We start from the raw sequence: 24,434 nt of genomic DNA on the forward strand, positions 1-24,434 counted from the left end.
TCATGGAGTTGATAGGCACCAGTGTTGATCACGGAACCTATATGGCGCGTCGACCCCCGGTAGCCATTCCGATGTACATCAGGCGAGGATGCTGCGCGGTTATCAGCTACATCCCAGGGCGTAGCGACGCCGGATCCCTGGCTTCATTTTGGCCGTGGCTTTTCAGCGTGGGGATGGATATTGTCCACTCATGGATGGCACACGAAGCGGTGCGCCCGTGCCGGCCGGTGAAGCCGACGGCCGCCTCCGGGTGGTCCTCGTCGATGACGAAGCCCTGATCAGGGCAGGGCTGGCGCTGCTGCTGGAGTCAGAGCCCGACATCATGGTCGTCGGGGAGGCCAGTGACGGCCGCGCCGGCGTTGAAGTGGTCGCAGGGCTTCAGCCCGATGTGGTGGTGATGGATATTCGAATGCCGGTCATGGACGGCGTCGCGGCCACCCGGATCCTCACCTCCGAAGAGTTCAATACCGGCCGCACAGAAGCGGTACCAGTGCTCATTCTGACCACCTTCAATGAAGATGAAGCCGTTCATGCCGCCCTCCGTGCCGGCGCTTCTGGCTTCATCCTCAAGAACTCGGCGCCGCGCATCCTGGCATCCGCCATCCGTGCCCTGGCCCGGGGAGCGGGATGGCTTGACCCGAATGTCACCCGCAAACTCCTCGAGGAATTTTCCAACGGAGCGGAGTCGTCTCTTCCCACCCCGGCGGAGTTGGATGAGCTGACGCGCCGTGAACGGGAGGTGCTCGCGGCGATTGCCCGCGGAATGAACAACGCTGAGGTCGCCGCGAAGCTATTCCTGAGCGAGGCCACAGTGAAAACGCACGTGCACCGCATCCTGATGAAACTTGGCGTGGCAGACCGGGCACAGGCGGTGGCGGCGGCGTACCGGCTGGGCCTGGTCAAACCGGACGGGCGCAGCTGAGCATTCCAGCCCTGGGGCGCCATTCCCGATTACCGCAATGGTCCACCCGGGGGTGTATGCCATCGCTCATACGGAGGGTGGATGAAGAAAGTCCTGCCCGGGCGCACACTGAGGACAGAGGCACAGCCTTGACTGAGAACCCGTTGTGAGGTGGACAGTGGTCCAAAGATCGCCGATATCCAAGGTGTCACGCTCCGGTCTGGGGGTGAACCGGCCACCCGGCTTCACCAGGGCAGATTTCGCCGTCGTGCTGCTGGCATTTGCCGTCGAGCTCGCCAGTTTCTTTCCGGCTACGTCCGGCTCGCTCTCGGGAGTCCTTGCTGTGGCGGCTCTTGTTTACGTAGCGGGCGGATTCGTCCCACTCTTTTGGAGGCACCGCGCCCCGGTTATGGTTTTCGCCGGGCTCTTGCTGCACCAGGCGATCTTCGTAGTCTTCGCCACTCCGACGTACTTCAACTTCTCGGAGGTGTACCGCGTCCCCTACATGCCAATAACCCCTGTCCTGGTCACGCTGGCCGCAGTGGCATCCGATCGCCCGCTTCGGCAGTCCCTGGCAGCCCTCATTACCGCAGTCGCCTTTCCTGTCCTGATCACTTCACGCGGCAGGCCCCTTGATGAGGATCTGTGGTTCATCGGTACCGGGGCCGTGTGGCTGGGAGGGGCATGGGCCTTCGGCCGTTTTGTGGCGCGGAACCGTCTCCGCATCAACTCTTTGGAGGAAGACCGGCGCCAGGCTGAGGCCGCAATCGCCCAGGAACGCGCGCACATCGCCGCCGAACTGCACGACATCGTCTCCCACGCCGTCACGGTGATGATGCTGCACGCGGCCGGCGGCCGGCGGGTTATCGACACCGATCCCCAACGCGCAGCCCAGGCCCTGGAAGTCATCGAATCCGTTGGAACGGAGGCTACGCAGGAACTTGCCCGCCTCCTGAGACTGCTGAAGCCGCCCGGGGGGAAACCAGCCAACGAACAGCAAAACCCGCTTCCCACCCTGAATGACATAAAGTGGCTGATCGAACCTGTCCGGTCAGCGGGAGTGCAAGTGGACGTGAAAGCCTACGGGGAGGCGGGAAGGCTTGACCCCAGCGTGGGCCACACAGCGTACCGTGTAGTGCAGGAGTCGCTGACGAACATTTCAAAGCACGCCGGTTCCGGAACGAATGCGCTCATCGATCTCCGGTGGGAACCCCGCTCGCTGACTCTCAACATCTCTGATGATGGTGGCGGCAGGCCCGAGAACCATCTTGACGGTACTTCAGGCTATGGGCTCTTGGGGCTTAAGGAGAGAGTCGAAGTCGCCGGAGGAAGCATCGAATGGGGACCGAGAGATAGCGGGTTCTTCCTGAGCGCCCACCTTCCCTCGTCGCCTTAGTGAACCAACAAGACATCGGCACACCAGGACGGGGATCAGCCCGGGAGCTCAGCGCGGCGGAATCGCAGTTCCCGCAGCGCCCCGTTCAGGGGCGACCCAGTGAAGGGCAGAGTGCCCAGGTCGATGGCGACAGCCGCGGTCAGGGCAAGTTTGTTTGCGGCTATGGCAGCTCTTTCCGGAAGTCCGATGCTGGCAGCGAAATCCTGCCAATGCCTGGCCTTGAGGTTCTTCACCCTGCCGGCGACAGTAAGTGCCATAGTGTCGTCACCGTAAAGCAGCGTGCAGGGGATGTCGTAGACCGGGGCCACCGCCCAGCCTCCTTGTTGCCCTTCCAGAACCGAGGCGTTCTTGGCGTGCAGGTCACCGTTACCGGTCAGCCACGCGAAGACGAACTGCAGATACAGGTTCCTTACGGCGATGACCTTGGCTTTGCACAGCCCGGCGAGGGCCAGCACAACTTCCTCCGAGCTCACGGCATATTTTGATGCCGGCGGGAGGTTGAGGACCTGCGCGGCATCCTCCAGGGCCAGGCGCAGCAGCCCGTCGCCCTGGGTGCGGTCGAACCGCTGAACCAGGAGGCCGGCAAGGCCGTTCCGGTCCAGGACAACACTGTGCTTGGCAACCGGGATTTTCAGGGCTTTTGCCGCAGCAAGGTGGGTTGCTTCGTTGAGGACCAGATGCGGGTGCTGGGGCGGATCCAGCTTGAGCAGGTAGCGGCGGTTGGCCAGAGCGAGCGGCGTTGTCACCATTGAGGCGCTGGCCTTGGACTGGACCCCGGGCAGGCCGTGCCGATCCACCGCTTCAGCCAGGGAGGCGAAGTCCAGGTCCTCCGGGTGCGACGTGTCCGCCAGCGGCAGGGGCTCCACAGGTGACGCCCCGGCAGGTACTATCTGGACGTCGCCGGGAACGTCGGCGCCGACGGCCAGGAGAAGGCTGAGTTCGTCCCCCAGGCTCGTCTTCACGGCGTCCTTGAGCACGGTAAGGCGGTGGCCTTCGGGCAGGAGGCCGGAGAAGAAGGACGGTAGGGCACCACTGGGGGCTTCCACCCGCTCCGCGGTGAGGGGCAGTGTGCTGGCGACAGTCCGGCCGCCCGACGCGTGGTAGTCGGGCACATAGGAAAAGACAACACTGCCACGGTTGGTACGGTTCAGGTGACCGGCCAGGACGCCCGCCTTGTACACGTCCGCGCTGCGGACAAATTTCAGGCGCCCCAGGACCTCAGTCATCCGTAGCCCTGAGATGCAGCCCGACCGCGTTGGCCGCGGCCGCGACGGTTACCAGCGAAGGATTACCGGTCCCCGTTTCGATAGCGTGGATGGTCCGGGAGGACGTTTCGATCAGGTCAGCCAGCGTCTCTTGCGTGATGCCGGCTTCTTTGCGGGCGCGCCGGATACCGGCGCCTATGGCCGCAATGTCCTCCACGGCGACACACCTTTCCGAAACATATTGCTGATTCCATCGATGCTACCGTGTCATAGGCCCCACAGGATCTAAATCCGCAAAATATTTCCGAAATTCCCGCGACGCGTGGGCCGGCGATTCCCATCAACAGCTAATCGGAATGATATTGCAGATTTGTCGTGGACCGCTGGTGGGTAATCCCTGCGCCACACGCCGAACGGCGGCACCCCCCCGGGTGCCGCGGTTGTACGTTCCGCCGCAGGTCGCCCTTACCCCGCCGGGGCTACTTCGGCATGGGCCTTCTCCTTCGCTACATTCCCATTCCACTTGTCGCCACAGGAGCAAAAGCCACACCCAGCGCGATCACAGCCAGCGCCACCGCAACGGCGCGGTTGGCGAGCCGCCTCCACGGCAGCATCTTCTCCCCGGCAATGAAGGCCCCGATCAGGGCCATCCAGCCGACGCTCATCACCCCAAGCGCGAACAGCGCGGTCATCAGCGCCCAGCAGCACGCCACACACCACGCGCCGTGCTCCACACCCATCCGGAGGGCACCGGAATAGCCCCGCCGCATGCGGTGCAGGATGAAGTCCATGGGCGTGCGGCATTTCATCAGGCTCACTTTTTTGGCCGGCGTGAGCTGATAGACCGCCGCCATCAGGATGACTCCTGCCGCAAAGTAGCGGCCGCCCTGGTCAACAGCAAAGATCCCCGGCGCCAGCCCTGCCACCGACATGTAGAGCCCATAGGCCATCAGTCCGAAGGCCGTCCATGCGGCCAGGTAACCCACTACGAAGACCGCCGTGGACCCTGCCGGCGCGTACCGTCCGGCCTGCCGCCGGTGCCTTTGGATCCGGTGGTACGCCACCACCATCGGTGCCACCGACGGGAACATCATGGCTGCCAGCATCACCACCCACGTCAGGGTGAAGAAGCCCAGGGGCCCAGGCGAAGTCCAGGAGCCCATGTCCATCCCCGCCAGCTGCGTGGATGTGAAAATCCAGCTGGCAGCAGCGAGGAGCAGGAGGGCAGCCACAAGGCCGGCCTCCCGCGGATCAACACGGGAGGCCTTCGCCACCGACTGACCGATAGTGAACAGCTTCCTGCGTTCCACCGGCCGGCCGCTCAGCCCCGGCCCCTGGGAGCGCCCTCTGCCATCTCACTGGCGAACATGAAGTCAGACGTTTCGCCATAGACGCCGTCGAACTCCTGGCCAAACAGGTCCACATGTCCCGGCCCTTTTCCGATCCGGAACTCGGGCGCGAAGCCGTACATCGCGTTTTTCACTGTGGTCGCGCCGCCGTCGGGTCCGGGCAACGGCTCAAACGTGAACTGGGCCTTGCCCGCGACCGAGCCGGAAGGCCGCTCGCCGTCGGTAAACGTGACGGCGGCACGCTCCAGTCCCAGCCACTCGCCGTACAGCCCGGCCAGGTCGCCGAAGGGACCGCCGGCCTGGCCCCGAAGAATGGTTTCCAAGGCGCCTACCTGGGCGTCGGACGCGGACTGGTCGATGACGGCACCCACCTTCCAGCCGCCCGCCGTCAGATGCGTGGGGAACCAGTTAAGGAACGCGAAGTCGACACCGGACAAGTCCGTGTCATCGAGGCTTCCCTTGGCGATATGAAAGACATTCATGCCGTGGCACTCACCTCCGGGTCCGTTTGGCACCCCGTCCACCGGGCACGGACAGATCAGCTGGCAAGTGCAGTTGCCCACATATGTTCCGGACATTTCCCAAGACACAGAATCCTCCTCACCTGGCGCCATCGCCGCTAAGAAGTGGCCCGGACCCGGCGCCTCATTCCGTGAAAACAGGGCGAATTACCCCGATAATGCAGACGGTATGCCTCCGGCTAGAGGCAGTCAATATGCCGTGTTACCAAAAGATTCGCGCCTTAGGGCAAGCCGCGAAGGCGGTGAAACACGGCCCCGACAATGGAGAGAAGGTAACCCCAAACGGGCCATTCGAGGCCGGGTTGCCGTTCCCGCCCGGCTTTGTCCTGGCCATCGCCGCACTCCCCCTCTCCTAGTTAAGCTTCGGCACCAGCACCGGGGTGTTCTGCTTGTACGCCTCGTAATCCGCCTGGCTGCCCCACTTCTTGTCCGCCTTGGCCTCCAGCGGCGGCACGCCGCTGCCCTTGACGAGCAGCAGGGCCACGAACACCGGGGAGACCAGCGCGGCCCACTGCCAGCCCTGCAGCACCGGCAGGGCAATGACGGCGACGCCCACCCAGAGCGTGATCTCGCCGAAGTAGTTGGGGTGGCGGGACTTTGACCACAGGCCCGTGTTGATGAAGCGGCCCTTGTTGGCGGGGTGGGCCTTGAACCGGGCCTTCTGGACGTCCGCCACGGTTTCCACCGTGATACCCGCGGCCCACACCAGCAGCCCAACCCAAAAGAACAGGTCCAGGCCCACCTTTTTGTCGGAGGTGATGGCCACCCACGCCAGCGCCGCGGTGAGCACCACCCACAGGCCCTGGATGGTCCACGTGTTCAGGAAGCGGAAAAAGTCCGGTTTGAGCTCATCGAACCGGTCGTCCTTGCCGTGCTTGCTGATCCGCAGGAACAGGAAGCTGCCCAGCCGGACGGCCCACAGCACCACCATCACCGCCAGCACCAGGCCGCGCGCATCCACGCCCGGGGAAGCCAGCACCAGGAACACCGTGATGGAGATGTATGTCAGCGCACCGGTGAGATCGTAAAACCTCTCCGTCTGCGCCTTGTAGGACGGGACGAACACCAGCCACTGGATGACAAATGCGGCAGCAACACCCAGCGCGAACACCGGGAACCCGCCGAGAGTTGGCGCGCCCTGGCTTCCGGCAAGGGCCATGAGCACCGCCGCCACCACCGCGATGGGGATGCTGATGAGCGCCTTGCGGCTCTTTTCGTTCATGTAATCGGACCTCTCCTTCGAACCACCCTCGCCCACCCAGTCTTCGTAGCAGTGAGGGTGTTGTATTGCTGCCGTCAGCGTTTTCAGGGCTGGCCGGGTGGCACGAGCTCGACGCCGTCGAAAGAATCCGCGTCCCTGTCGCTTGCCGGAACCAAGTGCAGTAGGTTGGGCCTACGCCGTACGAATAGGTGCTGCTGGGCACCGTTATTCCGGCCATCAACGCTTGGACTCCCACCGCAGGCCCTGCAGGAACAACGATGCCCGTGCCAGGGCAAGGCCCAGCCACTTCAAAGAAGCGAGACCATGAGCTCTGCAACTATCCGCCGCTCCCGCCCAAACCCCAAATCCCGGTGGCTCGCGCCCGCCGGCCTGATCCTCCTCAGCTTCGTCCCGATCATCGCCGGGGCCGTCCGCCTGACCGACCTGACGGGAGGCCAGGTAACCCCGGACAACGCGCGCTTTTTCGATTCACCTGTCCCCGTGCTGATCCATATCCCTGCGGTCACCGTGTACCTGGTGCTGGGCGCGTTCCAGTTCGTTCCCGCCCTGCGCCGCGGCAAACGCGGCAGGGCAAGCTGGCACAAGATCGCCGGGCGCATCCTCGCCCCTACCGGCCTGCTCGCCGCCCTGTCCGGTTTGTGGATGGCCGTCTTCTATGACCTCCCACCCCTGGACGGACCGCTTCTCCTCGCCCTCCGCCTGGTCTTCGGATCCGCCATGGTGGCGTTCATCATCCTGGGATTCATCGCCGTGCGGCGCCGGAACTACGTCCGGCACAGTGAGTGGATGTCCCGGGCGTACGCCATCGGCGTTGCCCAGGGAACCATTGTTGTGGTGACCATTCCCTGGATTGTCCTGGTGGGGCCGGTGAACGAGCTGACCCGGGCACTCCTGATCGGGGCATCATGGGTTCTCAGCCTGGCGGTGGCCGAATACTTCATCTACCGCCGCGGGCAGGATCCCGCATCAAAGTCCCGCCCTTCCATCCAGCCCGCTTAGTCCCGCGGCTCGGCCCCTGAATCCCTGGCCCGCTCCAGGGCGTCGAGCACCAGGTCCAGCCCGAACGCGAACTCGTGAGCGTAGCTGTATCCCGGCTGGAGGACATGCTTGGCCATCAGTTCATGGAGGTAGGGGTACTCGCCGGACGGCAGCTGGGCAAGCATGACGTGGGCCATGGCGGCCGCTTCTTCGCCCGAATCAAAGGGCAGGGCCTTTTCCTGCTTCGCAAAGCCGTACACGTAGCTATCCAAAGCGGAGAAGGCGTGCGCTGTCATAGCCAGGGAGAATCCCCCGTTCCGGAATGTCCCGAGCACCCTGTCATGATGCCTCAGCGTGGCGGGGCCGGCCTGGGTGGCTGAGTCCATGAGTCCGTTGGCCCAGGGGTGGCGCTGCAGGACTGCCCGCACCGAGCCGGACCGCTTGCGCAAGGCGGTCTTCCAGTCATCGTCATGGGATGGCAGTTCGATCTCACCGTAGAGGGCATCGATCATCCCGTTGAGCAGGTCCTCCTTATTGGAAACATGGTTGTACAGCGACATCGCTTCCACGCCCAGCTCATCCCCCAGCCGGCGCATCGACAACTTTTCGATCCCACCCTCGTCCGCCAGCCTGATGGCGGTCTCGAGTACCCTGCCGCGGTTCAAACGTGCCCGCCTCTCCGGCCCGCTGGCTTTTCCTTTCCGGCATGCCCCCTCTTTCTCCTTGATCCATTGACTTACCTTACACCGTAGGCGTACTTTGCTTACATCATAAACTTACGACGTAAGGCAGATGTCATGAGCACCTTCCCAGCAACCCGCACCTCCCCTTCCCAAAGCACCTCGAAACTGGATTTCCGCAGCTGGACACCCGCCACCGCCAGCCTGGTGTCCGGGCTGGGACTGCTGCTCGTGGTGATCCTTATGGCGGCCGGCTACTTCGGCGGCGTGATGCCCCTGATCACTTCGGGAGATGCAGGTAAAACTGCCCAGGACATCTCGCAGTCGGGGCCCATCTACCTTGCCGGCGTCGTATGCATCTACCTGGTCATTCTCCTCGATGTGCTCGTTTCTGCCGCCTGGTACGCCCTGTTCAAAGGCGTCAACAGGCCGCTGTCAGCGGCCGCAGCCTGGATGCGCGTCGCATTCGCAGGGCTCTTCGCCGCGGCAGCAGGACAACTGGCCTACGCCTACACCCTGCTGGACGATCCCGAACAGGCCATGAACGCCATCGAATCGTTCCGTACCATCTGGCTCACCAGCCTGGGGCTGTTCGGGCTCTACCTCATCCTCATCGGGTACCTGGAACTCCGCTCCACCTTTGTCCCCAAAGTCTTCGGAGTCCTCCTGGTCATCTCCGGCGCGGGATACGTCCTCGACGCACTCGGGGTGGCGTTCGTGGATGGATTCACCCCGGTGTTCGGCCTGTTCGCCATCATCGGCGAAACAAGCTTCATCTTCTGGCTCCTGATCAAGGGCCGCAAGCTCACCATCAGCTGAGCGGCTGGCGCCCTTGAAGGGCAGCCTTCCCAACCCGAGCGCCGCCGTCGTAATTTACGACGGCGGCGCTGGCTGTGAACTGTAGTGCTCGGCCAGCCTCGCCAGGCCCTCATCCAGCGAGACTGCGGGAGACCAGTTGAGGAGTTCCTGCGTCTGGCGCTGGTCGAACCAGTGGGCGGTGGACAGCTGCTCGGCGAGGAACCGGGTCATGGGCGGCTCTTCTTTCCGCCCGGCCCAGGTCCAGAGCTTCTCCACCACCGCTCCCGCCGCCCGCGCCACGGCACCTGGCACGGACCACGCCGGCGCGGGGACGCCTCCCGCGGCACAGATGCCTGCCAGCAGCTCGCCCACCGGACGAGGTTCGCCGTTGCTCACCACCAAGGCCCTGCCATGGACGTGGCCCATGCGGTGCAGCGCGGCGACGATGGCCGCGGCGGCGTTGTCCACATACGTGGTGTCGATGAGGGCCGCGCCGGCGTCGAGCAGCGGCAGGCGGCCCCGGCCGGCGCGTGCCAGGACCCGTTCCACCAGCTGGGTGTCGCCGGGGCCCCAGACGATGTGGGGGCGTACCGCCGTCACCCGGAATTCCGGAGTGTCCGCTGCCAGTGCCAGCAGCTCCGCCTCGGCCTTGGTGCGCGAGTAATCGCCGTGCCCATGCTCCGGGTCAGCCGGCTCCGCGCCCAGCCCAGCAATGGCGGCGCCAGAATTGGCCACCGACGGGGAAGACACGAACACCACGTCCCGTACCCCGGCCGCACGGGCGCAACGGAGCAGGCGGCGCGTCCCTTCGACGTTCACCTCGTCGAACTCCGCGGCACGGCCAGTGAAAGAAACCTTCGCACCGAGGTGGATGATTCCTTCAACGCCTTGGACGGCTGCCCGCAGCGCTTCCTCGTCCGAGAGGGACCCGCAGAAGTCCGTGGCGCCGTCGACTCCTGACGGACGGCGCTGGAAGGTGGTCACGTTTTGGCCCTGGCGCACCAGGAGCCGGGCCACCTCTCCCCCGAGCAGGCCGCTGGCGCCGGTGACGAGGACCCTCATGGCGTTCCCGGCCGGCCGCCGGCCAGCACCCGCGAGGCCCAGCGGGACAGGCGGCTCCTGTCGATCTTGGCGTTGTGCCGGATATCGGTGGGCTGGGCGGGGACTGCGAGCACGGCGGAGACATGGACGCCTGCCTCCAGGGCCGCCCTCCGGACATCCCCGGCGAGCTGCGGCGCGGCAGGGCCGGCCTTGCGGGCGGGAGGGACGGTCTCGACGACGGCGACCACGGCCTGGGTGCCCGCCGGTCCGACGCCGGTAATGGCCGCCAGCCGGACGCCGTCCAGGCGTTCGATGGCCTGTTCGGCGCCGACCGGCGTCACCACAGCACCAGGAGCCGTGACCACATGGGCGAGGCGGCCCTCCACCCACAGCCGGCCGACGGCGTCGAAATGCCCCACATCTCCCGTGCGGTGCCATCCCGGCAGGCTGCTGCTTTCCTGCTGGATCAGCCACAGCCTGTCGTACGCTTCCTTGACGTGGGCGGCACTGACCAGGATTTCGCCAGTGACGCCGGCCTCCGTCACGGGATCGCACCCGGGCGCCGTGCCATCCGCTGCCAGCGGGACCACGGCCACGCGCGCGCCGTGCACCGACGTTCCCACGCAGACGCCGTTGCCTGCTCCCGTCACGGTGCCGGCGGCAGCATCGGCGTCGGCGGCCTGGATTTGCTCGAGGCTGATGTCGGTGACCGGCAGCGCCTCGGTCATCCCGTACGGCGTGTGCAGCGACGCCCGGGGCAGCAGCCGCTGCACCTCTGCGAGCAGCGGTTCCGGGACAGGTGCGCCGGCTGACAGCAGCAACCCGATGCTTCCCAGGGCTTTGTGCCCCGCCGCGCTCAGGCCTTCCCGGGTGGCAAGGACGTTCCGCAGCGCCGCCGGCGAGGCGAAGACCACCGTGGCATCGATGGCTGCCGCGGCGTCTGCGAGCGCGCTGGCCGTCAAGGTGCGGGGCGCCGTGACGTCCATAGCCGGCGTCACCGACACCGCGCCGAGCGCCGGTCCCAGCAGGGCGAACGGGGCGAACCCTGCCACCAGCCGGGCGCCGGGACGGATCCCGAAGGTTTCGGCCACCGTGTCCCGCATCGCGGCCAGCTGCCGGTGCGTATAGAGCACGCCCTTGGCGGGGCCGGTGGAACCGGATGTGAAGAGTACGGCGGCCGGGGCCTCCGGATACGCGCTTTCCCTCAGCTGTCCTGGGTTGCCTCCGGCGCCCGCGCGGGCGAGGGCGGCGAGGGAAGTCTCGACTCCCAGCATCCGGCGGCGGCTGGCCGGGAGGTCCCGCACGCTGATCCGCCGTCCCGGCCAGCCGAGCACCGAGGCAGCAGCCAGCGCCTTGTCGATTCCGAGCAGGAAATCAGGGGTGGCGCCTTTCACGGCACGGCTCAAGCCCTTGGTTCCCAGTCCGGCGTCGGCCACGACCACCACGGCGCCCAGCCGCAGGCAGGCATAAAGGGCTACGGTCAGGTCCACTCCCGGCGGAACCATCAGGCTCACCCGGCTGCCGTTTCCCACTCCGGCGTCCCGGAGCCCTTCGGCGAGGTCCAGGATGTTCCGCTCCAGCTGGTGCCAGCTGAGCGAGCGGGCGGTGGTGCCGTCCGGCGCCATTTCGGCGACGGCAGTTTCCCCTCCCGCCGGCCCTGCCGCTTGCTCACCGAGCAGGTCCCACAGGGGCCGGAATTCCGCGGGCTCGGGAGCATCCACCAGCCCCAGGCCGCCAGCCGTTGCGGCTTCCGCTTCCGGGGATTCGTTTTCGCGGGGACTAACGTTCCGGGCGAGCCAGTCGAAAACCGGTTCGGCAATATCGCGGTCTTCCGCCAGGAGATGGCCGGCGCCTTCGAAGCGGTGCACGTCGGCGTGCGGAAGCCGGGTGAGGAGGTCCTTGAGGTACCGGTCCGAAAAGATGGGATCCCGGGGGCCCCAGAGCATCAGCGCCGGGACCTGCAACCCGCGCAGCCCTTCGGCCACGCCGCTGAGTGCCGGAAAGCTGGGGTGGGATGCGTCCACGGGAATGTCCGCCACAAAGTTTCCCACCCCGGCCCGGCGGCGGGCTCCGCGGTAGGGCGCCTCATAGGCCTTGCGGATCCCAGCGGGCAGCGGCGGGTGTGCCAGCGAGTGCGTCACCCGCAGAAAGGCGTCCGACGTCGTCGTTCCCCACTTATGGACGGCGGGATGCAGGGCAAGCCGCAGGGCCGGCGGGATATCCGCACCGGAGGGCTGGTGGACGGCGGTGTTCGTCAGCACCACCCCGGCGAGCTGCTGCGGGTGCGCGAGGGCCCAGCCCAGGCTGATCACGCCGCCCCAGTCGTGGCCCACCGTAACAACTGGCCCCTTCAGGCCCAGGGCATCCGTCAGGTCGCCGAGGTCGTTGATCCGGTCCGGCAGGCGGCGGAAGGTGCCCGTCCGCTCCGAGTAGCCCATGTCCAGCTGGTCCACCGCCACAACGCGCCACCGGTGGGCCGGATCCGATCCGGCAGCCAGCAGCGTCCGCCACAAATACGACCACGTCGGGTTGCCGTGCACGCACAGCAGGGTACCCGCCGGCGCCAGGCCGAGGCGGGCGAGCTCCGCGCCGTTGTCCAGCAGGTGCCATTGGCGCACTGTTCCTGGCACATCGCCGCCGGACGTGGACTTTACCTCGATTGTGCGGGACCATTCCGGGCGGACGCCGGGCCAGTCCGGGGTTACCAAACGATTTCCAGCATGGCGGTGTTCAGCCCGGATCCCACGCCCATGCAGAGGACCCGGTCCCCCGTTTCGAGGGATTGCGCTTCGGCCGCGAGGGTCATGGGAAGGGAGGCGGGGCCTACGTTGCCCCAGTGCGGGAACGTGATGGGCACCTTGGCCGGGTCCAGGTCGATGGCGTCGATAATGGCCTGCGTGTAGGCGTTGCTCACCTGGTGGGTGACGTAGCGGTCCATGGCGGCCCAGTCCCACTCCGGCTTTGCTTCGTGCCAGGCGTCGACGACGAGCTGGAGGCCGCCGTCGAGCAGGCCTTTGGTGTCAGTGGCCATGCCGTCGATGCCGCCCACGCACAGCTCATGGTGTTCGGTGCCGGCGCGCATCACACCGCCCACGATCCGGTGCGCGCCGGGGTGCTGGTCCGCGGGGCCCAGCACGGCGGCAGCAGCTCCGGAGCCCAGGGTGAGCGTGGCGAACTCCCGGTTGAAGTCCTCGCGTGTGGTTTCGGGCCGCTGGAGCCGGGCGAGCGTGGCCTCCTGCGTGGCCTCGGCATCCTCGGCGTTGACGATCACCGCGTACTTGATCTGGCCGGAGTCGATCATGCTGGCCGCCAGGGTCAGGCCGTTCACGAAGCCCAGGCAGGCGTTGGCAAGGTCGAAGTTCATGGCCGACGACGGCAGGCCGAGCCCGTGGTGGATCTTCACCGCGACGGACGGTTCCAGGTTGCGCCGGGTCACGGAGGTGTTGATCAGCAGGCCGACGTCGGACGCTTCGACGCCGGCCTCGGCCAGGGCTTTTGCGCCCGCTTCGGCGGCAGCATCATCAAACGACGTCCCGGCGGCCCACCAGCGGCGGTGAGTTACCCCGGCAACGCGCTCAAGCAGCCGGGGCGGGAACTTCAGCCGCTGCAGGGTGGAGGCCAGCCTGCGGTCGAAATCCGTGGAACTCACGATCCTCGGAGCCTCGACGCTGCTCACCGAGAGCAGCGCGGTGTTGCTGTGCCGGAAAGTTGCATTTCCTGCCAATTGAAGCCCCTGTTCGTTTCCGTCCTGCATTCCTGCGGTGACTGTACCCGTAAGCACAAGTCCAAAGCTTAACTATGCTGGTGCCGGCCCGGTTCCTGCATATTTCCCTCGCCAAGGTCCGTGGCCCGCCCCACCCCATGCCAATAGCCAACTAACCGAAGTACCAATGGTAAGCATGCTTAGCATGATATAGGCGCATCAAGGGCTCACCAACCGGAAGATGAAGCAAGGAGTGGCAGCAAGGCGCATAGTTGGACGATGACAGGTCCTTACACCCGGGGCGACTCCTTGAGCAGCGGAGCTTCCCGGGAACACATCAGACAAGCGCTTGTGGACTACGGGGCGACGGATGTTCTGTTCAGTCAACGCGGGAACCGGAGTGCCATCGCCTTCAGGGGCGGCGGGAGGCAATTCCGCATCGTAGTTTCACTGCCGGGGTCCGATGGGACCATGGCATCCCCGGGGGATACTGCGGAAGGCCCTATCCGGGAAGCAAAGGCAAAAGAGCTCGAACGCGCCAACCGCAGGTTCTGGCACGCACTGTCCCTGTCCATCGATGCCAAACTAGGAGCGGCGGCGGCAGGCGTTGCTTCCCTTGAATCGGAGTTCCTGGCCCACGTGGTTCTCCCGGGGAACCGCACCGTGCTCGACGAACTCGAACCCGTCATCGACTCTGCCTACCGGTCCGGCCGGCGTCCGTCCTTCAGCGATTCGGCCCCGCCTTTGAAGCCAGCCCCCGCGGTGCCATCATTCCCGTAGATTGCACGGCCTTCGCCGGCCTCCTGTGGGCAGTGGGGGCGTAGACTCGCTGTACGTCGGGACGCCGTGACTGGACATCCGGTGCCCCGAATAATGAGGACGGCCAAGACGGAACCACCCGGTCAGAACGGGGCATCAACCGTTACCCGTCCCCGCAGTCGGCCCGGACCCGGGTCACTGATCCCCAGTCACCGCCGTTCCACGTTTCCGCGGGCCGGCAGTGCATCCCCAAGAACGTTGGCAGCACGCCATGACCGACACCGTTATCCGAGACCAGTGGCACCGGCTTCCCTCCACAGTCACCCGGTGGCTGATTGAAAACCCCGGCTGCGTGATCCTTCCGCGAACGTTATCCGCAGAAATCAGTACAGCGACGGGCCGGCCCCTCAACGAAGATCCCCACGGCGAAACCACGCTCTCCCAGCAGGATGTGGACTTCATCCGGATGAAATCCCGCGAGGCCGAGACCGGGCAGGCGGATTCCGGCTACACGTTCTTCGACTCCGTGCAGCCGTAGGCTCGCCCGGCCCGAGCACCACGGACCCCGCAGAATCCCCCGGTTGTGGGCTCCTGCGGAACCGGTGACGGCGGCGGGCCTCAGTCTGTGGCCTCCTGCCCCCTGCAGTGCCAGTATGTTGAGGACCAGGTTCAGTGCAGGCGCCCCATCCCGGGCAGCAAGGACGCGCGGTCATGACCTTCGTCGAGGATTTAGGCAATGTGGGACGGGGCGACGTCGGCGTGGCCGGCGGCAAAGCCGTGGGACTCGGCGGACTCATCCAGGCTGGACTGCGGGTCCCGCCGGGATTTGTCCTCACCACCGCCGCGTATTCACGGTTCGTCACTGACAACCACCTTGGGGAGCGCATCCAGGAACTGGCCGCGCTGTCCCCCGAGGCGTCGCCCCAGGACTACGAGGACGCGTCCGAGCGGATCCGCGCGCTGTTCGAGAGTGGCAGCATGCCCGACGGGATCGCCGCCGAGCTCACCGGAGGCTACGCGAGTCTCGGCGGCCGCGGGGATGCCCCCGTAGCGGTGCGCTCCTCCGCCACAGCCGAGGACCTTGCCTCCGCCAGTTTTGCCGGGCAGCAGGAAACCTACCTGAACGTCCGCGGGGCGGAGGCATTGACCGCCGCCGTCATCGGCTGCTGGGCCTCCCTCTGGACGGCCCGCGCCATGGCCTACCGCGCCCGCGAAGGTGTGGGACCGGAGGAAGTGCGGCTCGCCGTCGTGATCCAGCAGATGGTGGAGGCAGACGCGGCCGGGGTCATGTTCACCGCCAACCCCACCAACGGCCGGCGCGACCAGACCGTCATCAGTGCCGCGTGGGGCCTGGGCGAATCGGTAGTCAGCGGGACGGTCACCACCGATGACGTGGTGGTGGACGCCGGGACCGGCTCCGTGGTGTCGCGGCAGACAGCGGACAAAGATGTCATGACCGTCTATGCGGAGAACGGCACCCGCGAGCAGCCGGTGGCGGCAGCCCGCCGTCGTGCGGCCGTATTGGACGACAAGGCCGCGGCCGAACTCGCCGGCCACGGACAGCGGATCGCGGAGCATTTCGGTACGCCGCAGGACGTCGAGTGGGCGCGGGCCGGCGGCGAGTTCTTCATCCTGCAGTCCCGGCCCATCACGGCGCTGCCCGAACCGGCGGCCGACACCCCGGACACCTGGGCGCTGCCGTACCCGAAGGGGCTCTACTTCCGGGCGAGCATCGTGGAACAGCTGCCCGACCCGCTCTCGCCCCTGTTTGCCGACATGATCGACGGCTCGGTGGCGCGCTCGCTGACAGCCCTGATGGCCGAGGCCGTGGGCAAGAACGTCATGCGCGACGGGGACATTGGACTGCCCACCATCAACGGCTACGCCTACTACTATTACCGCAGTTCGGCGATGTGGCGGATGATGGGCAGGTCGGTCACAGCGATGCGTTCGCTGGTTGGCGGCAAGGCGCACATGGGCGTGGCCGGCTGGCGCGAGTTCTCCCACCCCAGGTACGAACGGGCGATCAAGGACTGGTCGGTCAAGCCCGCCGCCGAGCTGTCCGGCGAGGAACTGCTGGCCGGTGTCCACGCGTTGCTGGATGCCGGCACCCTGTACTACACGGCCGTGCAGTCGATCATTCCGCTCGCGGCCACCAGCGAAATCTCCTTCCGGGCGTTCTACGACAAGCTGGTCCGGCGCGACGGCGATCCGCCCGCCCAGACGCTCCTCCTCGGTTTCGACAGCGAACCCATCCGGGCGGAGAAGTCACTGTACGATCTGGCCGGCTGGGCCCGCAGCGACCCCGGACTGACAACGGCGCTGCTGAAGGAGCCGACGGCGGCGCTCGCCGAGTCCCAGCGCACCGGCTCCCCGCCCGAAGGGGTGGACACCGTCCTGTGGCAGGAATGGCGTTTCTGCCTCCGGGAGCATCTGGACCTCTTCGGCCACGCGGTCTACAACCTGGACTTCGCCAGTCCCGTGGCGGCCGACGATCCCTCCGCCCTGCTGGAAACGGTGAAGTTCTACCTGCGCGGGAAGGGCACCGACCCGCACGAGCGGCAGCGGCTGCTGACCGAACGCCGCGAGTCGCTTACAGAACAAATGGCCGCCCGGCTGGGGCCACGCCGCCGGTCCGCGTTCCTCCGGCTGCTCCGGTGGGCCCAGGACACCGCCCCGATCCGGGAAGACGCGCTGGCCGACGTCGGCCTTGCCTGGCCGCTGCTGCGGCGGATGCTGCTGGAACTCGGGCAGCGGCTGGTGGTCGCGGGCATCATCACGGAGCCCGGCGATGTGTTCTGGCTGCGCATCCAGGAGCTCCGGAGCGCCGTCGAGTTCGGCCTCGCAGCACCGGAAGCGCGGGCCACCGCAGCCATCACGGGGGCCGAGCGGCCCGTCCGTGCCGCCGCCGTCGAGGAGCGGAAGATGCTGTGGCGGGGCCAGGCCAAGGCCGCCGCCCCGCAGATGCTGCCCGAGAGCCGGTGGATGGAGCGGGCCTTCGGCTCCATGATGCCGGCCGGCTCGCAGCACCAGAGTGGCGGCACCATCAAAGGCGTCGGCGCCAGTGCGGGCAGGGTCAGCGCTCCCGCCCGCGTCCTGGCCGGGCCCCAGGACTTCGGCCAGATGCAGCCGGGCGACGTCCTGGTGGCCCGCATCACCACTCCGGCCTGGACGTCGCTGTTCGCGATGGCCTCCGCCGTGGTGACGGACGTCGGCGGCCCGCTCAGCCACAGCTCTATCGTGGCCCGCGAATACGGGATCCCCGCCGTCCTCGGCACTGGAGTGGCCACACAACGGCTTTCCACCGGCCAGCAGATCACCGTGGACGGCGATGCCGGCACCGTCACCATCGAGCAGTCCGCCGCTGCTTAGCCGCTCCGGTTGGCGACGTCGTGGGTGCATAAGCACCCAGATCGGCCCTGCCGGCACATCACCGGAACGGCGGAACCTTCAAGGAATCCGCAAGAATCGCGCAATAAATTCCTTCGCTGGATAAAAGCTCTTCCGCCGGGGGTAACTGCTTTCTAAGGTGTTCACACCAGTTCGCGTAAGGGGATAATCGTGACGATCAAAGACGCATCGGACTCCGCGGCATCGCCAGCGGCCCGTCGGCCCGTTCCTGCTCCTCCAAGCCAAGGGCTCACGGCCTCCCCATCCCCGCTTTCCAGGAGCAGCGGACGCGAGCGCGAAGTCCAGCGACTTATTCACGATCTCGCCCTCCTGGCAGCCAGGCAGTGTCCGCAATAATCCGCACCCATGGCAACCCTGACGTGCAAAAGCCAGCGGGCCGCCGTCGTACTTCCACGACGCCGGCCCGCTGGCCAGGTGCCAGGCTCCCCTACTGTCCCGGTGCCCGGTAGGACGGCGTCTTCTTGGCGGCTTCGTCAAGGTCTTCCACCGTCATGAGCGGCTTTAGCCGGACGTTGACGTTCCCGGTCGAATTGATCAGCAGCGACAGTGCTGCAGCGCTTGCATCATCCGGCACGTCAAAAACCCCCAGGACGTCGTAGTAACCAAAGGCGTAGTAGAAGCTCTCCAGCGTTCCGCCTACAGACTTGAGGGCCTCCGTCAGGGCATCACGCCGCTTGGTGCCGCCTTCCTGCATGAGCCCCTTGATTCCCTGGCCCACGTACGTCCCTTCAAACAGATACTTCGGCATGGTTTTCCCTTCCCTGGATCCCTAACACGGTGTTCCGCGGCCATCCGGAACGCCTCCGGGGAGCCCGGGTACATTTGATGCTGAATGATGTCCGCACAGAATCCTCCTCACCTGGCTCCGTGGCCGTGCAGGAGCGGCCCAGATCCGGCCCCTTATCCCGTGGAAACGGGGTGAATGGCCCCGCTTACCGCAGACGCTATGCCTCGGGTCACAGGCAGTCAATATGCGGGGATACCCCTCCTGGTCCGGGCATCCAGGGTTCCTGGCCGAGTGCCGCCGTCATACTCTCCCGCACTTACCGGCCCCGCCGCCTCATGGCTCCCCCGCCCTGCTTTCAGGTCCCGCATGCGCCGCCTTTGCGGCCTCATAACCGGGGCCGAAGGGCAGCGTGGCCATGTCCAGCATGGGGTTATCGTCCTGTGTTGCCACCAGCTCCCGGGCAGCTTGCTCCGAATCCACGCTGGGCATTGACCCGGGCAGGTGCCTCCGGGCGGATTCCGGCAGGAAATAAATGGTGACCGCGGCGATCGCAGAGGTGGCCATGAGGTAATAGGCCGGCATCAGGTCGTTGCCCGTGAGTTGAATCAAGCTCGCAATGATGAAAGGCGTGGTGCCTCCGAAGATCGCCACTGCAAAGTTGTAGGCGATGCCCATGGCCCCGTAGCGGTGGGCGGTGGGGAAAAGCGCCGGAAGCGCCGAGGCCAGGTTGGCAACGTAGAACGTGACGGGGAAGGCGACCAGGGCCAGGCCGGCGATCGTGGCCGGGATGGTCCCGATGGAGATCAGAAGGAACGCCGGGAGGGACAGAACCACCGTGCTGACGGCACCGATCCACAGCACCGGGCGCCGGCCGATCCGGTCCGAGAGATGACCGGTCAGTGGAATGCACAGGGACATGACCACCAGGACCGGGATGGTCAGGAGAGTCCCGTGGATCTCGTCATATCCCTTGTTGGTGGTCAGGTATGTGGGCATGTAGGACGTTAATGCGTAGCCCACGGTGTTGGCAGCGGCCACGAGGATCATGGCCAGCACTATCCTCTGCCAGTAGGCCTTGAAGATTCCCACCGGACCGATGGGGCCGAGCACCTCACCGGTTTCCGGATGCCTGGCGATTTCGGCCTCAGCCTCAAGGGTTGCCGTGAACGCGGGCGATTCCTCAATTTTCATCCGGAAGTAGATCGCGATGATGCCGAGGGGCCCTGCGATCAGGAACGAGATCCGCCAGCCCCAGGCCTCCATCTGGGCCTGGCCCAGGGTCAGCTGGAGGACGGACACCAAGCCGGCACCCAAGGCAAAGCCCAGATAGCTGCCCATGTCCAGGAAGCTGGCGAAGAAGCCGCGGCGGTGGTCCGGGGAGTGCTCGCTGACGAACGTGGTGGCGCCCGCGTACTCGCCGCCGGTGGAGAAGCCCTGCACCAGCTTGGTGATCACCAGCAGCACGGCGGCCCAAATGCCCAGCACCGCGTACCCCGGGAGCAGGCCGACGGCGAAGGTCGCCGCAGCCATGAGCATCAAGGTCATCGCCAGCACCTTCTGGCGGCCGATCTTGTCGCCAAGCCAGCCGAAAAATATGCCGCCCAGGGGGCGGGCAATAAAGGTTGCTCCGAAGGTTCCCAGCAGGAACAGGTTCTGCACGGCTTTGTCAGCTTCCGGCAGGAACACCGGCCCCATGGTGGTGATCAGATAGCCGAACACGCCAACGTCGTACCATTCCATCGTGTTTCCCACGATTGTCCCGCCGAGCGCTTTTCGAAGGACCCGGTGGTCAACAACGTTGACGTCTGAAACCCGGAGGCGGCGTTTCTTAAGAGGTTGGTGCGTCATCTCGTTCCCTCCAATGGAGGTCACGCGCCACCGACGGATGGCGCCGTCTTTGGCTTTGGGCTTCCCGCGTCCGGCGTCCGGCGAAGCCCAGGTGTCCGGCAACCGTGCCGGGCTGTCGAGAAGAGTCGAACGCCGCTTTTGCGGACGGACACTCTGCGTTTAATCTTGCCGTTTTGAGGCATCCCGGCTCATTGGTGCCGCTCCGACCATTTTGGCACCGCCATCCGGGCACATCAATGCAATTCGGTGATTCTCCAGGGTCTCGTGGTCGATCCCGGCACTTGGACCGGCAGCCGCCGTCGTACTGTCCGGAACCCTGATCCTCAGGACTCCGGGGCAGCGGGAAACATCGCAAGCCCAACTCCTTTTCCACGACACGCCACTGCACTGAAGCCCCCGGTTCATCGGGTAAATTTAAGGGAGGAATTGTTAGGCCAGCATCGCCCGGTTCCACTCCCCTCCTCCTTGAATGGAATCCCCTTAATGTCCTCCGCGATTTCCGCGCCGGCGCCCCAGCGATTCCCGCTGGCCGCCATGATGGTCCTGGCAACCATCGCCTTCACCGCCATCACCACCGAGCTGCTCCCGTCCGGTCTGCTCCCCCAGATCAGCACGGGCCTGAACGTGTCCGAGCCGGTAGCGGGCTACCTCGCCGCCGCCTATGCCGCCGTCATTGTGGTCACCGTGGTGCCCGCGGCGCGGCTGCTGGCCAACATCCCGAAGCGGCCTTTGCTGGTGGCGCTGGTCCTGACGTTCGCGCTCAGCAACGCGCTGGTGGGGCTCGCTCCCGACTTCACGTTCGCGATGGTTGCCCGGCTGGTGGGCGGCCTGGCGCACGGACTGCTCTGGACCACCATGGCCCCGTATGTGGCCCGCGTGGTCCCGGCCGACAAGGTGGGCAAGGCCCTGGCGGTCGTCTTCAGCGGCAACAGCCTGGGCCTGGCCATTGGCGCCCCGGTCGGCACCGCCTTGGGGACGGTCCTCGGCTGGCGGGCGGCGTTCCTGGCCCTCGCCGGCTTCGGCGTCCTTCTCGCCGTCCTGGGCTTTTTCTTCCTCCCGCCGGTCCGGCGCGGCGCCGGCGAGGCCCGCCCCTCCATGCGCGCGGCCATTGCCCAGCCCGGCGTGAAGTCCGTGGCCATCGCCTGGCCGCTGCTGGTCCTGGCCCACTTCGCACTCTTCACCTACATTGCCCCGTACATCCGCGAGGCCGGTCTGCCCGACTACGCCATCAGCCTCTCCCTCACCGTCCTGGGCGTCGCGGGCCTGCTCGGCATCTGGATCGCGGGGCTCACGGTCGATTCCCACCCGCGGCGTTCGCTTCTGATTACGACGGCGGCAATTGCCGCTTCGATGCTGGCGTTGCCTTTTGTGGGTGGCAGCCTCGTCTTCGCGCTCGCGTTGATGACGGTGTGGGGCGCCGGACTTGGCGCCATCGGCATCTACAACCAGTCGGCCATCCTCCGGGCCGGCCGCGAGAACAAGGACGCGGCCAATGGGCTGACGGTTCTCACCATCCAGCTGGGCATCACCATCGGCGCACTGTATGGGTCCGCCGCGCTGGTGGTGGCCGGGCCGTTGCTGGTTCCCGCCGCCGCGGCCATCCCGGTCATCGCGGCCCTGGTCATCGCCTGGGCAGGGAAGACTGCGGCGTACCCTCCCGGTCCGCGGGAGTCCACCTGGAAGCAGCCGCGGCCGGTCGGCGAGCGCGAAAACACGCACTAGGTCCCGCCCGTTTTGCTTGTGGCTGCTGGTCGGCCGGCAGGAATTCACAGGTCAACCACCTACCATGTCCTCCATGAACGTTGCCCGCGAGGCCCGCTCCGCTGCCGTTGTGATCAATGCCGGCTCACGCCGAGGGGCTGCGGCACACGAACTGGCCGTGGACACCATGCGAAAGGCAGGCGTCCCTGTCTCGGTTGTGCACCCCGTCCTGTCGGGAGCGGAGCTGGCCGGCACGCTCGATCGAGTAATTGCCGACGGGCACGACCTGGTGGTTGTCGGCGGCGGCGACGGGACGGTGGCCTGCGCCGCCGGTCGGGTTGCCGCCACCAATATTATGCTGGGCGTTCTTCCGCTGGGCACGGCCAATGACTTCGCCCGCACGCTGGAGATACCGGATGACCTTGCCGCGGCATGCGCCGCGATCGCAGACGGGAAGGTGGTGGACATCGACCTTGGCCGCGCCGATGGCCAGCCCTTCCTCAACGTCGCTTCTGTTGGCTTGTCGGTGGGCGTTACCGAGGCTCTCAGCCCGCGCCTGAAGCGGTACATCGGGCCGCTGGCATACGCCGTAGCTACGCTGCAGGCTTATGCCCGGCACAAGCCTTTCCGGGCCCGCCTCGAGTTCCCGGACGGAGACCACGAGCCGCTGGAGCTCGAGGAGCTGCTTCAGGTGGCCGTGGGCAACGGGCGGCACTACGGCGGCGGCAACACGGTCTCCCCCACGGCGGGAATCGATGATCACACTCTCGACATCTACGCGATCCTGGCCGGGCCGCTCCGGGAGCACGTCAGCATCGCACGGTTGCTCAAGGACGGAAGCTTCATCAAGCACGACCGGGTGTACCACCTGACCAGCCGACAGGTCCGGCTGGTCACCGAACCGCCGCTGCCGGTGAACCTCGACGGCGAGATCGCGAAGCTCACGCCCACCGACTTCACCGTCCAGCGCAACGCCGTCCACGTGGTGGTACCGCAGAACAGCACCGCTGCATCCTTCGACGGACCCGGCCCTGCGGGCGGTCCGCTCGTTTGAGACCGACCGCAGGGACGGGCTAAGAGGCGGGACCGCCGTCGTGTTTCGTCTCGTGGTGGCCGCCTAGTGCGGCGCGAACGTCGCCCTCCTCGTGGCCGCCCTTCTCCTTGCCGAACGGCAGCGCCTTCAGCAGCGGGTGCAGGACGGCCATGACCACGAGGCCCCAGACAATGCCGATAACGGCCGAGCACAGGGTGTTTACCAGCCAGGCCAGGAAGCCACCCACCACCGCGATCCCGGCGAAGGGGTGCTCGAGGGTATGGACCAAGTCATAGGGCGCATGCCAGCCGAGGTCGTGTGCACCCTGCACCATGATGTGACCGCCAACCCACAGCATGGCGATGGTGCCGATCAGGGTGATCGCGGCCAGAACGGCGGGCATCCCCTTGACGAGCAGTTCGCCGAAGCGCTTGGACCCGGCGGAGTCCTTGGTGGTCAGGTGCAGGCCGACGTCGTCCATTTTGACGATGAGTCCCACGGCACCGTACACGAGCACTGTGATCGCGAAGGCTACGAGGACCAGGATCAGCGCCCGGACCCACAAGGAGTCGCCGGCCACCTCGTTCATCGCGATGACCATGATCTCGCAGGACAGGATGAAGTCGGTGGTGATGGCGCCCTTGACCACCTTGTCCTCCGCGTCAGGACCACGTTCAACGGCTGGCGCCTTTTCGTCCGAGTGGTCTCCGCGGAGCTTGTGCCAGACCTTCTCGGCACCTTCGAAGCAGAGGTAGGTGCCGCCGAGCATGAGGATGAACGGAATGATCCACGGGATGAAGGCGCTGACCAGCAGCAGCGCCGGCAGGATGATCAACAGCTTGTTGCGGAGCGAGCCCCAGAAGATTTTCTTGATCATCGGCAGCTCGCGGGACGGGTCCGCCCCGGACACATATTGTGGAGTGACTGCAGCGTCGTCAATCACCACGCCGGCCGCCTTGGCCCCCGCTTTGGCGGCTCCGGCAGCGACGTCGTCCACCGAGGCAGCCGCTATCCGGGCCAGCGCTGCGACGTCGTCCAGCAGGGCGACGAGGCCGCCGCTCATCGATCGCCCCTGCGCTGCTTGAGGGCGGACCGCTGGGCGTGGAGGGCTTGGTCGAGACGCTTGATTGGCATGCTCGGAGTATACGATGGCTGGCTTAG

The 24,434-nt window shown here is 66.3% G+C and carries 21 protein-coding genes; 9 read left to right on the forward strand and 12 right to left on the reverse strand.

Features of this window, described 5'->3' with window-relative positions:
• Positions 1 to 190 precede the first annotated feature (190 nt).
• Both QF047_RS15565 and QF047_RS15570 read left to right on the forward strand, forming a co-directional pair.
• Positions 191 to 922, forward strand: a complete 732-nt coding sequence (locus QF047_RS15565; RefSeq protein WP_307278921.1) for a response regulator transcription factor — start codon at positions 191 to 193, stop codon at positions 920 to 922.
• 205 nt (positions 923 to 1,127) lie between these two features.
• Positions 1,128 to 2,297: a sensor histidine kinase gene (locus QF047_RS15570; RefSeq protein ID WP_307278924.1), complete on the forward strand. Its 1,170-nt coding sequence runs from the start codon at positions 1,128 to 1,130 to the stop codon at positions 2,295 to 2,297.
• A gap of 35 nt (positions 2,298 to 2,332) precedes the next feature.
• On the opposite strand, the gene QF047_RS15575 is transcribed toward QF047_RS15570, so the two are convergent.
• From QF047_RS15575 to QF047_RS15595, 5 genes are all read right to left on the reverse strand, one after another.
• Complete coding sequence (locus QF047_RS15575; RefSeq protein WP_307278927.1) at positions 2,333 to 3,523, reverse strand: type II toxin-antitoxin system HipA family toxin; 1,191 nt, start codon at positions 3,521 to 3,523, stop codon at positions 2,333 to 2,335.
• Complete coding sequence (locus QF047_RS15580) at positions 3,516 to 3,719, reverse strand: helix-turn-helix transcriptional regulator (protein WP_307278930.1); 204 nt, start codon at positions 3,717 to 3,719, stop codon at positions 3,516 to 3,518. Before QF047_RS15580 ends, QF047_RS15575 begins: the two co-directional genes overlap by 8 nt.
• 289 nt (positions 3,720 to 4,008) lie before the next feature.
• The gene (locus tag QF047_RS15585; protein WP_307278931.1) at positions 4,009 to 4,812 is read right to left on the reverse strand and encodes a DUF2182 domain-containing protein; all 804 of its coding nucleotides are present in this window, start codon (positions 4,810 to 4,812) and stop codon (positions 4,009 to 4,011) included.
• Between the two features lie 11 nt (positions 4,813 to 4,823).
• Positions 4,824 to 5,465, reverse strand: a complete 642-nt coding sequence (locus QF047_RS15590) for a DUF1326 domain-containing protein (RefSeq protein WP_307278934.1) — start codon at positions 5,463 to 5,465, stop codon at positions 4,824 to 4,826.
• 259 nt (positions 5,466 to 5,724) lie between these two features.
• Positions 5,725 to 6,594, reverse strand: coding sequence for a DUF1295 domain-containing protein (locus QF047_RS15595; RefSeq protein WP_307278937.1), 870 nt, complete (start codon positions 6,592 to 6,594; stop codon positions 5,725 to 5,727).
• A gap of 303 nt (positions 6,595 to 6,897) precedes the next feature.
• Here QF047_RS15595 and QF047_RS15600 point away from each other — a divergent pair, with 303 nt between their 5' ends.
• The gene (locus tag QF047_RS15600; RefSeq protein ID WP_307278940.1) at positions 6,898 to 7,593 is read left to right on the forward strand and encodes a DUF2306 domain-containing protein; all 696 of its coding nucleotides are present in this window, start codon (positions 6,898 to 6,900) and stop codon (positions 7,591 to 7,593) included.
• On the opposite strand, the gene QF047_RS15605 is transcribed toward QF047_RS15600, so the two are convergent.
• On the reverse strand, positions 7,590 to 8,237 hold the full coding sequence (locus QF047_RS15605; protein WP_307278943.1) for a TetR/AcrR family transcriptional regulator: 648 nt from the start codon (positions 8,235 to 8,237) through the stop codon (positions 7,590 to 7,592). The two genes, QF047_RS15600 and QF047_RS15605, sit on opposite strands and share 4 nt — an antisense overlap.
• A gap of 132 nt (positions 8,238 to 8,369) precedes the next feature.
• Here QF047_RS15605 and QF047_RS15610 point away from each other — a divergent pair, with 132 nt between their 5' ends.
• On the forward strand, positions 8,370 to 9,071 hold the full coding sequence (locus tag QF047_RS15610) for a DUF4386 domain-containing protein (RefSeq protein WP_307278946.1): 702 nt from the start codon (positions 8,370 to 8,372) through the stop codon (positions 9,069 to 9,071).
• A gap of 54 nt (positions 9,072 to 9,125) precedes the next feature.
• On the opposite strand, the gene QF047_RS15615 is transcribed toward QF047_RS15610, so the two are convergent.
• The 3 genes from QF047_RS15615 to QF047_RS15625 are packed head-to-tail and all read right to left on the reverse strand — an operon-like array spanning position 9,126 to position 13,815.
• On the reverse strand, positions 9,126 to 10,112 hold the full coding sequence (locus QF047_RS15615) for an NAD(P)-dependent oxidoreductase (RefSeq protein ID WP_307278950.1): 987 nt from the start codon (positions 10,110 to 10,112) through the stop codon (positions 9,126 to 9,128).
• Positions 10,109 to 12,799, reverse strand: a complete 2,691-nt coding sequence (locus QF047_RS15620) for an alpha/beta fold hydrolase (RefSeq protein ID WP_307278952.1) — start codon at positions 12,797 to 12,799, stop codon at positions 10,109 to 10,111. The genes QF047_RS15615 and QF047_RS15620 overlap by 4 nt, the downstream gene beginning before the upstream one ends.
• Positions 12,793 to 13,815 (reverse strand): 3-oxoacyl-ACP synthase III, encoded by a 1,023-nt coding sequence (locus tag QF047_RS15625; RefSeq protein ID WP_307278955.1) that lies wholly within the window; start codon positions 13,813 to 13,815, stop codon positions 12,793 to 12,795. The genes QF047_RS15620 and QF047_RS15625 overlap by 7 nt, the downstream gene beginning before the upstream one ends.
• A 450-nt stretch (positions 13,816 to 14,265) precedes the next feature.
• Between QF047_RS15625 and QF047_RS15630 the strand changes: the two genes are divergently transcribed.
• The 3 genes from QF047_RS15630 (at position 14,266) to QF047_RS15640 (ending at position 17,925) form a co-directional block, all read left to right on the forward strand.
• Positions 14,266 to 14,574 carry a hypothetical protein gene (locus QF047_RS15630; protein WP_306638391.1) on the forward strand — a complete coding sequence of 103 codons (309 nt, stop codon included), beginning with the start codon at positions 14,266 to 14,268 and terminating at the stop codon, positions 14,572 to 14,574.
• Positions 14,575 to 14,824: 250 nt separating this feature from the next.
• Positions 14,825 to 15,091, forward strand: coding sequence for a hypothetical protein (locus tag QF047_RS15635; RefSeq protein WP_307278958.1), 267 nt, complete (start codon positions 14,825 to 14,827; stop codon positions 15,089 to 15,091).
• Between the two features lie 173 nt (positions 15,092 to 15,264).
• On the forward strand, positions 15,265 to 17,925 hold the full coding sequence (locus QF047_RS15640) for a PEP/pyruvate-binding domain-containing protein (RefSeq protein WP_307278961.1): 2,661 nt from the start codon (positions 15,265 to 15,267) through the stop codon (positions 17,923 to 17,925).
• A gap of 466 nt (positions 17,926 to 18,391) precedes the next feature.
• Here the strand turns inward: QF047_RS15640 and QF047_RS15645 are convergent, their stop codons facing one another.
• Both QF047_RS15645 and QF047_RS15650 read right to left on the reverse strand, forming a co-directional pair.
• Positions 18,392 to 18,712 (reverse strand): GYD domain-containing protein, encoded by a 321-nt coding sequence (locus QF047_RS15645; protein WP_307278964.1) that lies wholly within the window; start codon positions 18,710 to 18,712, stop codon positions 18,392 to 18,394.
• Between the two features lie 312 nt (positions 18,713 to 19,024).
• Positions 19,025 to 20,539, reverse strand: a complete 1,515-nt coding sequence (locus QF047_RS15650; RefSeq protein ID WP_307278968.1) for an MFS transporter — start codon at positions 20,537 to 20,539, stop codon at positions 19,025 to 19,027.
• 483 nt (positions 20,540 to 21,022) lie between these two features.
• On the opposite strand from QF047_RS15650, the gene QF047_RS15655 reads away from it, so the two are divergent.
• The gene (locus QF047_RS15655; protein ID WP_307278971.1) at positions 21,023 to 22,261 is read left to right on the forward strand and encodes an MFS transporter; all 1,239 of its coding nucleotides are present in this window, start codon (positions 21,023 to 21,025) and stop codon (positions 22,259 to 22,261) included.
• Positions 22,262 to 22,334: 73 nt separating this feature from the next.
• On the forward strand, positions 22,335 to 23,294 hold the full coding sequence (locus QF047_RS15660) for a lipid kinase (protein ID WP_307281988.1): 960 nt from the start codon (positions 22,335 to 22,337) through the stop codon (positions 23,292 to 23,294).
• A 19-nt stretch (positions 23,295 to 23,313) separates the two neighbouring features.
• On the opposite strand, the gene QF047_RS15665 is transcribed toward QF047_RS15660, so the two are convergent.
• The gene (locus tag QF047_RS15665) at positions 23,314 to 24,336 is read right to left on the reverse strand and encodes a DUF808 domain-containing protein (protein WP_307278973.1); all 1,023 of its coding nucleotides are present in this window, start codon (positions 24,334 to 24,336) and stop codon (positions 23,314 to 23,316) included.
• Positions 24,337 to 24,434: the final 98 nt, after the last annotated feature.

It is taken from the genome of Arthrobacter sp. W4I7 (assembly GCF_030816215.1).
GTDB lineage: Bacteria > Actinomycetota > Actinomycetes > Actinomycetales > Micrococcaceae > Arthrobacter > Arthrobacter siccitolerans_A.